The sequence below is a fragment of the Chitinophaga sp. SYP-B3965 genome, assembly GCF_009647655.1.
GTDB lineage: Bacteria > Bacteroidota > Bacteroidia > Chitinophagales > Chitinophagaceae > Chitinophaga.
The window spans coordinates 309,197-324,458 of sequence record NZ_WJFD01000003.1 but is presented as its reverse complement, the minus strand read 5'-3'; the positions used below and the strand labels follow the sequence as shown (position 1 = coordinate 324,458).

Here is a 15,262-nt window from a genome sequence, read left to right as displayed (position 1 = left end):
TCATGCAAACAATACAACCGAAAGTGACACTGGTAGGAGCAGGTCCCGGAGATCCGGATCTGATCACTGTAAAAGGACTGAAGGCCATTCAAAACGCCCGCGTAATTCTCTACGATGCTTTATCCAACAATGAATTGCTGGACAATGCACCACAGAACTGCCTGAAACGTTTTGTAGGCAAACGTGCCGGCATGCATGTGTACACACAGGCTGAGATCAACCGCATGATCGTAAAATATGCTTTAACTTTTGGCAGCGTAGTTCGTCTTAAAGGCGGCGATTCCTTTGTGTTTGGCCGCGGACAGGAAGAACTGGCAGCTGCACAGCAATATGGTATAGAAACAGAAGTAATTCCCGGCATCAGCAGTGCTATCTCTGTTCCGGGCGTTAATAAAATTCCCGTAACCGCGCGTAACGTGAGTGAGGGGTTTTGGGTGATCACGGGTACCACCCAGGATGGAAAACTTTCCCGTGACCTGGAATTTGCCATCCAGGCAAACACAACAGTCGTGATCCTCATGGGCATGAGCAAACTGGATGAAATTGCTGCTATTTACACGCAACAGGGCAAAGGCCAGGTACCAGCTGCCATTATTCAGAATGGCACACTCCCTAATCAAAAGATTGGTGTGGGAAATGTAACTGATCTCGGTACATTTGCAAGAGAGCAGGGATTGAAGAATCCCGCTATCATCGTGATCGGGGAGGTAGTAAGGTTCCATGAAGCGTTCCAGGATCTGCAAGCCAAGATCGCGGAGAATTACAAGCAAATAGCATAAAATGTGATCTTATGGAAGAGAATCATTTATTTCCTGTTTTCTTTAAGCTTGAGCAGTTGCAGGTACTGGTAGTAGGTGGCGGAAATGTGGGAACAGAAAAAGTGAATGCCATCTTACAGAATTGCCCCGCAGCAAGGGTAACCGTAGTGGCTACCTGGTTTGCGCCTGAACTGGAAAGCCTCACCGCAGGGTTCCCCAATGTAACGCTCGTGCAAAAAGCGTTCTCCTGTGGAGACCTGTTCGGAAAGGACCTCGTGATAGCAGCCACGGCAGACAAGGAACTAAATGCCTGCATCTGGGAAAAAGCAAAAGCCAGCAAAGTCCTGATCAATGTAGCAGATACCCCCGCCTTGTGCGATTTTTACCTGGGATCTGTGGTACAGAAAGGAAATCTGAAGATTGCCATTTCCACCAACGGGAAATCTCCTACCATCGCAAAAAGATTAAAAGAAGTACTGAACGACGCCATCCCCGAAACGCTGGAATCTGTTTTACAACATTTACACACGCTCCGGGACAGGCTGAAGGGCGATTTTAATGATAAAGTGAAGAAACTGAACGAATTAACCAGCGTGCTGGTGAGCAGGGATCATTGATACCGGGCTAAATCATAGAAAAAGACCGTCTCCGGCAATGGGGACGGTCTTTTTTTGGAGAGGCCATATAATAGAAGAATCAGGCCGGTGAGAGGCCATTGCAAGGCTGATACGAGGCCATCTAGAGGCCGCTCAAGGCCATTACAAGGCCGTTGCAAGGCCGATAAGGGGCCAGTACGAGGCTATAAAAAAGGGCCGTCCTTATAAAGAACAGCCCTACGTGTATAAATAACATTCACCAATTTTATTGCTCGTAAAACAACGCCTTCAATTCCCCCGCATCCGCCGGTTTCATCTTCCCGCCCAGGATCAGCCTTAACTGTCTCCGGCGCAAAGCCCCTTCATACAGTTTTATTTCATCTTCAGACTCCGCCAGGATAGCCGGCACGTGACGCGCCTTGCCATTTGGGTCCAGGGCCACGAAGGTCATAAATGCTTCATTGGATTTATACCGGTACTGCTGCACCGGATCTTCCCCCCATACTTTCATATGTACTTCCATGGAAGTAGTAAAAGCGCGGGTAACCTGGGCTTCAATATGTACCACGTTTCCCAGTTTAATGGGATTTTCGAAGGAAATATTATCTACGGAAGCCGTTACAACGGGAGCGGCGCAATGTTTCATGCAGGCAAGGGCGGCAGCAATGTCCATCCAGTACATTAAACGGCCACCCATCAGGTTAGCGAAAGTATTGGTGTCATTGGGCAGCACCAGCTCTGTCATAACGATCAGGGAGTCATGTGCCTTCTTTGGCGTCAAGGTCATATCGAATGTATTTCAGGACGCAAAATTACGGTAATGCCGCGATAATTCCCATGAACAAATAAAGTTACACTTTAATGATCTTTTTTGAAAGGCTTACTGGTAAAGGATTTGAGTTGATATTGAAGGGCCTCCGCGAAAAATTGGCTTGGGTGCGAGGCAAATTTGTGTAACTTTGCATGACCTTACGGAAGTAAATTACTTGACAGGATACACCAAACAGTCCGGCAGCACTTCCTCTTTGGTCAAGTAAAAATTTCAGGAACTTAGTTTTTTATGGCAAAATATATCTTCGTTACGGGAGGTGTTACTTCCTCATTGGGTAAAGGAATTATCGCAGCTTCCCTCGCAAAACTATTGCAGGCACGCGGCTTTAAAGTGACAATTCAGAAATTTGATCCGTACATCAATGTGGATCCCGGTACACTCAACCCCTACGAACACGGGGAATGTTATGTAACCGAAGATGGCGCCGAAACAGATCTTGACCTGGGTCACTATGAGCGTTTCCTGAATACGCCTACTTCCCAGGCCAATAACGTAACCACCGGCCGTATCTATCAAACAGTTATCAACAAAGAAAGAGAAGGAGCCTACCTCGGCAAAACCGTACAGGTGATCCCGCACATCACAGATGAGATCAAACGCCGTATCCTCCTTTTAGGCAAGGATAACAAATTTGACATCGTGATCACCGAACTGGGCGGAACCGTAGGTGACATTGAATCCCTCCCTTATATTGAAGCGGTTCGTCAGCTGCAATGGGAACTGGGAGAAGAAGATTGCCTGGTAGTACACCTCACACTCATTCCGTACCTGCGTGCGGCAAAAGAGCTGAAAACCAAACCTACACAACACTCTGTAAGATTATTGAGCGAAAATGGCGTGCACCCCGATATCATCGTATGCCGCACAGAAGAGCCATTATATAGAGAACTGAAGAAAAAGATCGCCCTGTTCTGTAATGTACAGGTAGATGCAGTAATAGAAGCACAGGACGTTGGAACCATCTACGAAGTGCCCCTGGAAATGATGCGTGAGAAACTGGATGTGATCTGCCTGAAAAAACTCAACCTCCCGGTAGAAAAAGAACCCGAGCTGATCAAATGGCGCGAGTTCCTGGACAAACTGAAATACCCTAAAACCAAAGTAACCATTGGTTTGATCGGTAAATACGTAGAATTGCAGGATGCCTACAAATCCATCCTGGAATCGTTTATCCATGCAGGTGCCGTGAATGAATGTAAAGTGATCGTACAAAATATTCACTCTGAGCATATTACACCGGAAAACGTATGTGAGAAACTGAAAAACCTCGATGGTTTGCTCGTAGCTCCCGGCTTCGGACACAGAGGAATAGAAGGAAAGATCACCGCCATCCAGTATGCCCGCGAAAACAACCTGCCTTTCTTTGGTATCTGTTTAGGTATGCAAATGGCTGTGGTGGAATATTGCAGGAACGTACTCGGCCTCCGCGATGCACACTCCACAGAAATGAACCCGGAAACACCTTATCCGGTGATCAACCTGATGGAAGAACAAAAGAAGATCACCAAAATGGGCGGTACCATGCGTTTAGGCTCTTATGCCTGTGAACTGAAACCCGGCAGCCAGGCTGCTGAGATCTATCACAACGCACCTTCTATCAATGAACGCCACCGTCACCGTTATGAATTTAACAACGACTTCCTGGATCAGATAGAAGATGGCGGCCTCGTAGCCTCCGGTAAAAACCCGGAAACCGGCCTCGTGGAAATGATCGAGTTACCCACCCATCCATTCTTCATAGGCGGCCAGTTCCACCCTGAACTGAAAAGTACAGTAGAAAGCCCGGCCCCTATCTTCGTGAGCTTTATCCAGGCCGCCAAGAACTTTGCCGAAACCAAGAATGGTAAAGCTAAACAGGCCGAGGAGAAGGTGATACATGATTGATATTTTTTATAAGTGATAGCTGAATTCCGGCAGATGAATACTTTAACAATTCATCTGCCGGAATTCGTACATAATGCTGCCTTATATATTACCTTTGCTCCTTAAATTTTAAAATCGACATGGACAGAAATTCGGTCATTGGTTTTGTGTTGCTCGGAGCTTTGCTGATAGGATATATTTTCTGGAATCAACAAAGCACCAATACTGCAAAACTGGAGAAGGCCCGTCAGGATTCCATAGCCAACCTGAATAAGCCCAAGGAACAACAGGCCAAAGTAATTGATTCCACCGGCGCCAGTCCAGTATTGGATTCAGCCCAACTGGAAAAAGAATATGGTCCTTTTGCAGCAGCAGCCAGTGGAACAGAACAACAGCAGGTACTGGAAAACAAACTGGTAAAGATCACTTTTAGCAATAAAGGTGGGGAACCTGCTACCATTCAATTGCTTGATTTTAAAACCTCTGATGGTAAACCCCTGTTCCTGCAACAAGGTTCCTTTAACAGGATGGGTCTGAAAATACCTTTAGCGAATAATCAATCGCTCAACACTTCAGATGCTTACTTTACCCCGCAGGAAATAAAAAAGAACGCAGATGGCAGTCAAACCATCAGCTACCGTTTAGGCACCAGCGCCAGCCAATACCTGGAATATGTATATACCCTGAAGGCAGACAGCTACCTGATCGATTATACCATTAACCTCATTGGCATGCAGAACGTATTGCCAAAAGGGAATATCAACTTCCAGTGGAACAGCCAGGCAGACCGCCAGGAGCATAACATGGAAACGGAGCGTTTAAATAACCAGATACATTATCGCTTTGCCAATAAGGACCATGATTATTTCACCCTCACTAACCGTAGCCAGGAAAAACTGGATAAACCGATCCAGTGGGTGAGCTTCAAGCAACAATTCTTCAACATCACCCTGCTGGCCCGCAAAGAAAACTTTGCGTCCGCAGAGATCAATACCAAAGTACCTGAAAGCGGTAACATTGTTGGGCAGAACATGTCCACCCTTGCTATTCCTTACAATGGTGCTGCCGCATACAGCTTCCCCATGGAAGTGTATTACGGTCCCAACCACTACCAGACCTTAAAAAGAATGGATGTGGATCTGGAAAAGATCATTCCCCTGGGCACAGGTATCTTTGCCTTCGTGAAGTATGTGAACAAATGGATCATCATCCCTGTGTTCAACTTCCTGGGCAGTCTTACCTCTAACTATGGTCTGATCATTCTCCTCCTCACCATCTTCATCCGCCTGATCATTGCTCCGTTCACTTACCAGAGTTATGTATCTGCTGCAAAAATGAAAGTGTTGAAACCGGAACTGGATGATCTGCGTGCTAAATACAAAGATGATCAGCAGGCTTTTGGTGTAGAGCAAATGAAACTCTTCCGCAGTGCAGGTGTGAACCCACTGGGAGGTTGTTTACCCGCCCTGATGCAATTGCCCATCCTCGTAGCCATGTACTCTTTCTTCCCCTCTTCCATTGAGTTGAGACAAGAAAGTTTCCTATGGGCAAAAGACCTGTCCACCTACGATTCCATCTTCAACTTTGGAGTTAATATTCCTTTCTATGGAGATCACATCAGTTTGTTCACCATCCTGATGACCATCACCAGTTTGATCCTCGCTTTCTATAATCGCGGCATGACAGATCAAAGCAACCCCGTAATGAAATACATGCCTTATGTATTCCCGGTAATGTTGCTTGGTATCTTCAACAAACTGGCAGCGGCCCTTACTTATTACTACTTCCTGAGTAACGTGATCAGTATCCTGCTGCAATGGGTGATCCAGACGTTTGTGATCAACCATGATAAGATCCATAAAAAGATCCAGGAGAATAAATTGAAGCCGAAGAAACAGTCCGCATGGGCAGGCAAACTGGAAGAAATGCAAAAGCGCCAGCAGGACATGCAGAAAGACAAAACAAAGAAGAAATAAAATATCCGAAAGGCCCCACGAAACTGGGGCCTTTTTATTAACAGTGAACACATGAGAGTTATTCTATTAGCAGGTTTATTATTAACAGGCATCGGCAGTTATGCGCAAACTTATATGCCATCTGCAGCGCGCATCACCAAAACAGTAAGTTATCTCGCTTCCGATAAACTGAAAGGACGTGGTACAGGAGAAAAAGGAGGAGAGAAAGCAAGTAAGTTTGTGGCGAAGCAATTCGCATCCTTAGGCCTGGAGCCTGGTTTCAACGGCAAGTATTATCAGCCCTTTACCTTTAACCGCGGCAAACATTTAAATGTCGCCAGCAGGAATGTGATCGGCTGGCTGGACAATGGAGCGCCCTACACCATTATCATTGGCGCGCATTATGATCACCTCGGCCGGGCTGGTTTGTTTGATGGGAAATATCCCATCGGAGAGATCCATAACGGAGCAGATGATAATGCATCCGGTGTAGCCGGTTTACTGGAACTGGCGCGGTATTACACACAGAATGATCAGAAGGAACCATTCAATTTTATGTTCATCGCTTTTGGCGGAGAAGAGCTGGGATTACAAGGTTCAAAATACTACACAAAGAATCCGGTTGATTCGCTGTACAATGTACATTTCATGCTGAACATGGATATGATAGGACGATACAATGCGGATCGTGGTGTTGGAATTGGTGGTTACGGCAGTGCAGAAGAATGGCCGGCCATTTTTAAAGATGTGAAAGGGGATGGTGTAAAGTTCTTTACAGATGCAGCCGGTAAAGGCGGATCAGATCATCATAGTTTTTATGTAGCAGGTGTACCTGTATTATTCTTCCACACCGGTGGTCATGACGACTACCATAAACCCACAGATGATATCGATAAACTCAAAGCGAAAGAAGAAGCAGGTATCCTGGAGATCGGTATCCAGCTTATCAATAATGCGATGAAGGAAAAGAAATTGTCATATAAAGGAGAGGAAGAAAAGAAATGATTAACGGGAGAATAACAACCATTTTATTTTCAAAATGGTTAGTACGTAAGCAGCGGATGCCGAAAAGCTAAAATAGAGTAGGCCGTCATTTAAACACTTACGTACATGAAAAATGAGTTACACATCAACAGTGAACTGCAATTGCTAACCACCACACAAATGAGTGAGATCAGGGGTGGAGATATTATTGATGTTAACGAATTTCCATCCGATATCATGGAAGCAGAATTGCCCAAACTCCCCAATCTACCGACATCTATGCCAACGAATATTCCACCGGTGTATATATGACCAAATAAAAAAGCGTTCCAACCGGAACGCTTTTTTATTTGGTCATATATTTTTTAGAGAAACACACAACCCTCCGCCCTTTGCTGCGCGGCAAACTCTCTAATTATCCTTCTTCGGCTTCGGCGGCATCAACGCCTTAGGATCCTTCGGAGTCGTAGCCGGCTCTTTCACCGGTTGCTTAACAGGTTCTTCTTTCTTCGCAGGATCTTCTTTCTTAGCAGGCTCAGTAGGTTCTCCATAATCCCCCACATCCACTGCCGGCTCATAATCCGTAGCAGCCCCATTCCCAACATCTTCCGCTTCTGCACCCGGCTGTACATTAGAATCATAATTAAAGTAGAGGTCATTATGCAGGTTAGCCGGAATAGGGAAAGTAGAATTAGGATCTACTCCCAGTGTTTTATCAGCATATACTTTTTGCATGAAATAAGCCCAGATAGGCAAACCCGTATTAGCACCCTGCCCTAAAGCAGTACTGGAAAAACGGAGATAGTTATTTTCGCAACCAACCCATGCACCAGCCAGTAACTGTGGCGTATAACCCAGGAACCAACCATCCGTATTATCATTCGTAGTCCCCGTCTTACCACCGATCTCTCCCGGAATATTAAAACGGAAACGCAACCTTGCACCTGTGCCGCCAGGAGCCGTTACGCCTTCCATCATTTTCACCATAGTGTAAGAATCCGTTTCACTGATCACTTCTCTTTTTTCAGGAACAGAAGTTTCCAGGATATTACCATTACGATCTTCAATACGGGTAATATAAATAGGTTTGGTGATCACCCCTCTTGCAGGGAACATAGTATAAGCACGCAGCATTTCAAAGAGAGAAAGCTCCGGCGTACCCAATGCAATAGAAGGATATTCAGGGATCTTACCTTCAAAGCCGATCTTGTTCTGTGCAAAGTCCGCAAAGGCTTTAGCGCCCATTTGTTTGATGAGGTAAACACTCACCAGGTTGAGGGACTTAGCCAGCGCACCTGCCATGGAAATAGAACCACCCACACTTCCTTCAGAGTTCCGGCTCACCGTCCAGTTACCGATAGTAACAGGTTCATTAGGCAGCATCGTATTAGGACCGATGCCATTCATCAATGCAAAGCAATAGAGGAATGGTTTGAAAGTAGAACCAACCTGGCGTTTGGTTTTAGCAACGTGATCATTTTTAAAATAACGGAAATCCGGACCACCCACCCATGCTTTCACTTCTCCGCTTTCAGGATCCATAGCCATGAAACCCGCCTGCAGGATAGCACGCATGTATTTGATGGAATCCATGGGCGTCATCACCGTATCGATCTCATTCAGATCACGATCGGTAAAGCTACGCCAGGAGAATGCCTTCATTTTGGTAGGTGTACTGAAAGCCTTTTTGATCTCTTCATCTGTGGCTTCATCTTCCTTCATTTGTTTGTAACGATCGGATTCCTTCATGAAGCCTTCCAGGTCTTTTTGTCTTTTCTCCCACACTTTGCCGGACTTGATATTAGACTGCTGGGCGAAAGATTTCTGCAGGTCTTTCAGATGTTTGGCTACAGCTTCCTCCGCATACAATTGCATCCGGGGATTGATGGTAGTATAGATCTTCAGGCCATCGCGGTAGAGATTGTATTCTGTGCCGTCTGCTTTTTTATGTTCTTTACACCAGGTCTTCAATTCAGCTCTCAGTACTTCACGGAAGTAAGGAGCGAGTCCTTTATTGTGGTCTATTTTATTATAGCGTAATACGATCGGGCGATTTTTGGCAGCTTCTCCTTCTGCTTTGGTGAGGTATCCTTCATCGATCATGTTCTCTATCACCGTATTCCTTCTGTCACGCGCCATTTGAGGATTTCTCCTGGGATTGAACTGAGAGGGGCCTTTCAGCATACCCACCAACATGGCAGCTTCTTCGATGGACAAACGGCTGGGATCTTTACTAAAGAAAGTGCGGGCACCATTTTCAATACCATATACATTGTCCCCGAAAGTAACCGTGTTCAGGTAAAGCGTGATGATCTCTTCTTTGGTAAAATTCCTTTCCAGTTTGATGGAGATGATCCATTCCGGTAATTTCTGGAATGCCCGTGCAATGAAATTACGTGCTCTTTGTTTGCCATCAGCATCCGCCTGCAGGTTGAGTGCCAGCTGTTGTGTGATGGTACTGGACCCTCTTTTCTTCCCTATCATGAGATAGAAGGGGATGGCCACCGTGCCTTTGGCAGAAATACCAGAGTGGTCGTAAAAACCACGGTCTTCCGTAGCCAGGAGGGCGTTGATCACGTTTTTGGAGATATCCTTATAGTCAATGTTAGAACGGTCTACCTGGAGATATTTCCCCATAATAGTGCCATCCTCCGCAAGTACCTGGGAGGCAAGGGCTGTTCTGGGGTTCTCCAGTTCCTCAATGCTGGGCATATTTCCAATGAGGCGGAGATTGATGAGTATAATAAGGATTAGAAGGAAAGCGAGCCCTCCCCCAAATATCCACCATAATATTTTTACGGATTTCTTCATATGTTAAATTGTGTGAAACAGTCTGTAGTGCAAAATTATTCAAATTCCCCGGCTTTCATAGGCCTTGCCCAATGAGGTTTTTTCCTTCATTGGGCGTGGTGCAGGTAAGTAGTGCAAATATTATTCCGTTATGTAGTTCGTATTAAAGAATTTCTTGTAGCCCTCTATGTCCTTTGTATTGTTGAGAAGAATGAAGTTTTCTCTTGATATGATAAAGAATTTATACTCAGTAGGTTTAATCCGCGGAATGATCACAGCAGCAGCTGTTTTAGAGATCTCGTCAAAATAATCCAGCGCTTTATCCTCAGACGGGAATAACCGGAAAATGATCATGATCTCTGTGGGTGTGAGCACAAAACTGCTGGTTTCCACTTTATCCGCCACATGTTTTTCCGCATTGTATTTCGAGAACTGCGCAAGTGCCTCATCTACAAGCACTTTGGATACCCGGGTAAAATACATCACCACAAAATGCGGATTGGCTGCTTTCTCGTCTCCCAGTTTATAAGGTGTAACCGGAGGGGGAGGAGGTGCAACAGCAGTAGCAACTGAATCCGTAGCTGGTTTTGGTACCACCGCAACAGAATCTTTCAGATCCGGTTTGGGTGATTGCCATGGGTAACGGATCGAAATATTTTCATCCACAATAGCGTTTCCGGAACTATCACGGGGCACCGCCTGCAATTGCGACAGATAATCCACCACTTCTTTCTTCTTGTTCAGCGCATCCTGGATCATCGTAGCCTGGCGGAGGATCACATCATCTCCCGGATATTTTTTGATCACGGCCTGGATGGCATTCTTACCCTCTTCTTCCGTTCCTGTTTTGATAATGGCCATTGCTTCCAGCAGGTCAAAACGGGATTGTAAAGAACTGAATCCAAAAGAGGAATCAGCCTGTTTCTTTAACGTAAATACTGTATCATAATTGCCCGTGAGATAAGCCAGGTAAGCAGATTCATAAATAGCGCTCACCGCTTTTTTCCGTTCCTGACCTTCATCTTTTGGCAAGCCGAATTGAATGTAATTGGCATAATTGGTACCGCTGAACTGGCTCAGCACGATTTGTTTGTACCGTGCAGATTCCTGGGTATGGCCCATTTTTTCATGCCATACATACAGCGAATACATGATCTCTGCCTTGCGTGGATTATCCGGGAACTTTGCCAGCAGTGAATCATAAGAAGCGATGGCATCCCGCGGATTTTCCAGTTTATCATGGTATAACTTACCCAGTTCATACCAGGCATCCATTTGACGGAGCCGTGATTCTCCCAGTTTTTCCGGTGTGGTGGGAAGATTTGCCGCTAACACATTACTATTAACACTATCCGCAGGCAAACGATCAAGGGCCGCCGCTGCATTAGCAGCAGGTGATTCATCAGTGATCGGTTGATTATTATTGGATTGCGTAATAGAAGATCCCTGGCTTCTGCGCCAGTTATCAGACAACTGGCGATTTCCCCAGCGGCGTTTAAATTCAGAATATCCTGTGGATTTACTACCCACATTATAGAAATACCAATCTCCTGCTTCCCCGTTACTATTAGGAGAAGAAGGATTGTTGTAACGGTTGTTATTATTATAAGCCTGGAATTGCTGTGGATCTTCCCCTTTTTTAGGTGGGGCATTTTTTTCATTCCGGATGATAACCACTCTCTGGGCCAGCAATTTCTCCCTTTGATCAGCAGGTAATGCAGCGATCCTTTGCAAGCTATCTTCATCGTGGATCAGCTGGATCCTTTTGGCTACTTCCGTGAGTACATCCTTACGGGTGGTCACCAGGCTGGCATCTTCAAAATCAGGCCCCATGATGGCAGCGGTGCTGTCGTAATAACGCTGTGCCTTGAGATAATCCTTCTGGAAATAATGAATATCCGCGATGGCCTTGAAGGTGAGGGTTTTCTGCAGCATGTTGGGGTTTTCCACCTTCAGTGCTTTATGCAGGTATTCCAATGCCCTGTTGGGATCGTCGTTGGCAACGATGGAGGCCATATTATAATAAAGCGCATCCTTGAAGGGTTGGAAACGTTCCTTGCGCATCATTTTTTGTAAAGCGGCCAGACTTTGTTCCATATTGGCGCCGCTCACTTTTGCATTGGCACGGGCTATTTGCACCCGGGCATTGAAGTCCATCAGGGCATCCGGTTTGTAAGCGATCACACTCCGGAATGCATCCATGGCGGAATCCGGCACATTCTGAGAAAAGTAAAGCTGCCCCAGGATATAGCTCATACGGGCTTTTTCGTCCCTGTTGCCCTTGCCTTTTTTAATAGCCAGGCGCAAAGGCTCTATTGTTTGCCGGTAGAGACCTTGTTTGTAAAAGCGGTAGGCCTGTAATTCCGCCAGCTGGCCTTCCAGCCGGTGAGGGAAATAAGGATCGCTTTCCAGGATATTCAGGAGGGATTGGGCTTCGTCATGTTTCTTTTCTTCCAGGTAAACCCTGGCCTGCCAAAGAAAAGCGTCATTCCTGGCGGATTTATGCCTGAAACGGTTGAACCAGTTCTTTTCCTTTTCACGGGAGGCGATGGACAGCTGGGAATCTTCACTTCTGCCCACTACCGTACTGTATTCAGATTTCTTTTTAGGGGCGAAGGTGGTATTGATGTATTTGAACGTATTGTTTGCCTCCTGCCAGTCGCCTTTATAATAATAGGCCTTGCCTACCAGCAGGTAACAGTCGTCTATCCATTTACTGCGCGGATCGTGGATCTGCACAGCCACAGAGGCTTTCTGGATCACAGAATCCAGGTCGGAACCGTTCAGGCTGAGTTTATCTACAGAAAAAGGGTAGAAGGGGAGGAATACATTATAATTATCCTGCCGTTGGGTGTTAATGCCTTTGAGCACCCCCTCCAGCTTGAGTTTAGCGTGATAATAGTAGTTATAACGGGTCACAGTGTTCTGCACCAGCTTTCGCTTGATGGTCCAGGACTTTTCGGCCATTTTTTCAGAAGGCGGGCGTCGATCTTCCTTTTTGATAACAGGTTTATCAACCTGGCTTTGCCCAAATACGGCCAGAGCTCCGGAACACATAACCAAACTCATCACACAAGCGCGTACATATAAGGATCTAGAACAATTCATGTATTTAACCAGGGTCAATAAGAACTATTATATAAACTATGTAATTGGAAAAAATATTTTAAAGATATGATTATTTTTTTCTTTGCCTAGAGGAAGAGCGTACTCATATTATTGCATAACTTTATGACAATTACGAATTTTAATGGATATTTCGGGAAATTCTTCAATCTTTACATTAACAAAAGAATACATCATTCGTAACTGAACTCAATGGCGGACGACAAACACAAAGGTAGGAGCCTGGACAGGTTAAACCACAAATACAGGCTGGTGATCATGAATGATGATACCTATGAAGAGGTAACGGCATTCCGCTTGTCCCGTATGAGCGTATATGTAGCCCTTAGCACCCTCTTCGTTTTGCTGGTGGCCATTACCGTGGCTACCGTGGTATTCACGCCCCTTCGCTACTACATTCCCGGTTACGGGGATCTGAAGCAGCGGAAGGAATTTCTGCAACTCCGGATGCGGGCAGACTCCCTGGAAAGGTCTATCGTTACCAGGGACCAATACCTGGATAACCTGAAGAACGTTATCGGCGGCAATATTCAGCTCGATACAAATATGCTGAAAGTGCCTAAAGTAGACAACAGTACTTATTAACGGATTTCAGCCTCCCATAGATTTAATAATATTATAATACACATATCAATATATTTATCTATCTTACCAACGCATTAATTTTGACCATATTATTCTTTAAAAACTGAAAACCTTCGAACCTATGTTTAACCAAACAAAGAAAGGCGATGCCAAGGGGCTCATGCCTACATCCAACATCAACCTCATCGGAAATGGCACCACTATCAACGGAGATATTGCGTGCGAGGGAGATATTCGTATAGATGGCCAGGTGAACGGACTGGTATCCACAAAGGCTAAGATCGTTGTGGGACCGGAAGGTGAGATCAATGGTGATTTGGTCTGCCAGAGCGCAGATATTTTAGGAAAAGTGACCGGGATCATTAAGGTAGAGGAATTACTCTTCCTGAAAGGCAATGCATTGATCAAAGGAGATATATACACAGCACATTTTGAAATGGAACCTTCCGTGAAATTCAATGGTCGTTGCTATATGGATCCTAACGAAGCTCCAGCTGCACCTGCTTCTTCACCATCATATAACCATTCGGATTCTAAAAATGGAAGAACAGTCCTCCAGGAAGAAACCGTATAACCTGCTCCTCCGCTACGCCGGACTTGCATTTCAAATGATGGCAGCCATTGGAATTTCCCTATGGCTGGGCTACCTGCTGGATCAATGGCTGGGGATGAAATTTCCCCTGTTCATGATCATTTTTTCTTTACTGGCTTTAGCGCTACTTTTGTGGAAGATTGTTAAAGATACCAGTAAGCATGACCGATAAATTTATTCTCTGGCTGGCAGTTGTTTTCGTTTTGATCACTGCCGCCTTATTTCTCTTACAGACCTGGCTTTTCCAGACGCTGGGTGTACATTACGAAGTGCTGGTGGCCGGCAATGTTGTCATGGCACTTATCACACTGATTAGTTATTCACTGAACCGCAAAGGCATGACGAGCGATAATCCGAATGTCATTGTGCGTTCTGTTTATGCGTCTACGTTGGCTAAACTGATGCTTTGCGTAGTAGCGATAGCGATCTATGTGATCGTGAACCGCACCCGTGTAAGCAAACCCACTATTTTTCTGTTCATGTTCTTCTATCTCGTATACACCGTATTCGAGACCAGTCATTTACTCCGTACCAGCAAACAGCAAAAGAAATCGTAGCGCTTGAAGCAAGAAGCACCATTACATGCATTGGCCAGTTATCTGCCGGAAGGAACTTTTGAGCAGGTGATAGATTATATTACCCAATATAAAGTGCATCTCACTATTACAAGAGAAAGGCAAAGCGTATTGGGAGATTACCGCCATCCTTACCAGGAAAAAGGCCACCGCATCAGCATCAACGGCGGATTGAATAAATATGCCTTCCTCCTCACTTTACTGCATGAGATAGCCCACCTCGTTACTTTCATGGTGTATGGGAACAGGGTATCTGCCCATGGAAAAGAATGGAAACAGGAATACAGCAAGATCCTCCGCCAGTTTGTAGGTAAACAGTATCTGCCTGCAGATGTGGAAGGCGCTGTAAGAGAAAGTTTGCATAACCCCGGCGCCAGTTCCTGCGCAGACGAAGGTTTGATGAGAGTTTTAAAACGGTACGACAGGCAAAAGGAAAATCATTACCTGGTAGAACAACTGCCGTTAGGACAATTATTTAAAACGAAAGACGGAAGGGTATTCCGAAAAGGAGAACGGATCCGCAAACGGTATCGTTGCGAAGAAGTGCCGTCTAAAAAAGTGTACCTGTTCAGCCCGGTGTATGAGGTAGAACTGGTAAGTGAGTAG

Annotated in this window: 14 protein-coding genes; 11 read left to right on the top strand and 3 right to left on the bottom strand. The window is 45.4% G+C overall.

Annotated features, from left to right (window positions below; all coding sequences use genetic code 11):
- The first annotated feature begins 2 nt into the window (after window positions 1-2).
- The gene (gene cobA, locus GFS24_RS19120; protein WP_153662164.1) at window positions 3-779 is read left to right on the top strand and encodes a uroporphyrinogen-III C-methyltransferase; all 777 of its coding nucleotides are present in this window, start codon (window positions 3-5) and stop codon (window positions 777-779) included.
- 11 nt (window positions 780-790) lie between these two features.
- Window positions 791-1,375 carry a bifunctional precorrin-2 dehydrogenase/sirohydrochlorin ferrochelatase gene (locus GFS24_RS19115; RefSeq protein ID WP_153662162.1) on the top strand — a complete coding sequence of 195 codons (585 nt, stop codon included), beginning with the start codon at window positions 791-793 and terminating at the stop codon, window positions 1,373-1,375.
- 244 nt (window positions 1,376-1,619) lie between these two features.
- Here the strand turns inward: GFS24_RS19115 and GFS24_RS19110 are convergent, their stop codons facing one another.
- Window positions 1,620-2,141, bottom strand: a complete 522-nt coding sequence (locus tag GFS24_RS19110; protein ID WP_153662160.1) for an acyl-CoA thioesterase — start codon at window positions 2,139-2,141, stop codon at window positions 1,620-1,622.
- Between the two features lie 273 nt (window positions 2,142-2,414).
- On the opposite strand from GFS24_RS19110, the gene GFS24_RS19105 reads away from it, so the two are divergent.
- From GFS24_RS19105 to GFS24_RS19090, 4 genes are all read left to right on the top strand, one after another.
- The gene (locus tag GFS24_RS19105; protein ID WP_153662159.1) at window positions 2,415-4,070 is read left to right on the top strand and encodes a CTP synthase; all 1,656 of its coding nucleotides are present in this window, start codon (window positions 2,415-2,417) and stop codon (window positions 4,068-4,070) included.
- Window positions 4,071-4,189: 119 nt separating this feature from the next.
- Complete coding sequence (yidC, locus tag GFS24_RS19100; RefSeq protein ID WP_153662158.1) at window positions 4,190-6,025, top strand: membrane protein insertase YidC; 1,836 nt, start codon at window positions 4,190-4,192, stop codon at window positions 6,023-6,025.
- Between the two features lie 51 nt (window positions 6,026-6,076).
- Window positions 6,077-7,009 carry a M20/M25/M40 family metallo-hydrolase gene (locus GFS24_RS19095; protein WP_153662157.1) on the top strand — a complete coding sequence of 311 codons (933 nt, stop codon included), beginning with the start codon at window positions 6,077-6,079 and terminating at the stop codon, window positions 7,007-7,009.
- Window positions 7,010-7,114: 105 nt separating this feature from the next.
- Entirely contained in the window at window positions 7,115-7,300 is a 186-nt protein-coding gene (locus tag GFS24_RS19090; RefSeq protein WP_153662155.1) for a hypothetical protein, read from the top strand.
- A gap of 99 nt (window positions 7,301-7,399) precedes the next feature.
- Here GFS24_RS19090 and GFS24_RS19085 read toward each other — a convergent pair whose 3' ends face one another.
- Window positions 7,400-9,799 (bottom strand): transglycosylase domain-containing protein, encoded by a 2,400-nt coding sequence (locus GFS24_RS19085; protein WP_153662153.1) that lies wholly within the window; start codon window positions 9,797-9,799, stop codon window positions 7,400-7,402.
- A 120-nt stretch (window positions 9,800-9,919) separates the two neighbouring features.
- Window positions 9,920-12,835, bottom strand: a complete 2,916-nt coding sequence (locus GFS24_RS19080; protein WP_173003122.1) for a tetratricopeptide repeat protein — start codon at window positions 12,833-12,835, stop codon at window positions 9,920-9,922.
- Between the two features lie 261 nt (window positions 12,836-13,096).
- Here GFS24_RS19080 and GFS24_RS19075 point away from each other — a divergent pair, with 261 nt between their 5' ends.
- From GFS24_RS19075 to GFS24_RS19055, 5 genes are all read left to right on the top strand, one after another.
- Window positions 13,097-13,489 (top strand): hypothetical protein, encoded by a 393-nt coding sequence (locus GFS24_RS19075; protein WP_153662149.1) that lies wholly within the window; start codon window positions 13,097-13,099, stop codon window positions 13,487-13,489.
- 121 nt (window positions 13,490-13,610) lie between these two features.
- Window positions 13,611-14,063 carry a polymer-forming cytoskeletal protein gene (locus GFS24_RS19070; RefSeq protein ID WP_216647450.1) on the top strand — a complete coding sequence of 151 codons (453 nt, stop codon included), beginning with the start codon at window positions 13,611-13,613 and terminating at the stop codon, window positions 14,061-14,063.
- Complete coding sequence (locus tag GFS24_RS29480) at window positions 13,948-14,253, top strand: AtpZ/AtpI family protein (RefSeq protein WP_371731186.1); 306 nt, start codon at window positions 13,948-13,950, stop codon at window positions 14,251-14,253. The genes GFS24_RS19070 and GFS24_RS29480 overlap by 116 nt, the downstream gene beginning before the upstream one ends.
- The gene (locus GFS24_RS19060; RefSeq protein WP_153662145.1) at window positions 14,243-14,638 is read left to right on the top strand and encodes a hypothetical protein; all 396 of its coding nucleotides are present in this window, start codon (window positions 14,243-14,245) and stop codon (window positions 14,636-14,638) included. The genes GFS24_RS29480 and GFS24_RS19060 overlap by 11 nt, the downstream gene beginning before the upstream one ends.
- Window positions 14,639-14,641: 3 nt before the next feature.
- The gene (locus GFS24_RS19055; RefSeq protein WP_153662143.1) at window positions 14,642-15,262 is read left to right on the top strand and encodes a SprT-like domain-containing protein; all 621 of its coding nucleotides are present in this window, start codon (window positions 14,642-14,644) and stop codon (window positions 15,260-15,262) included.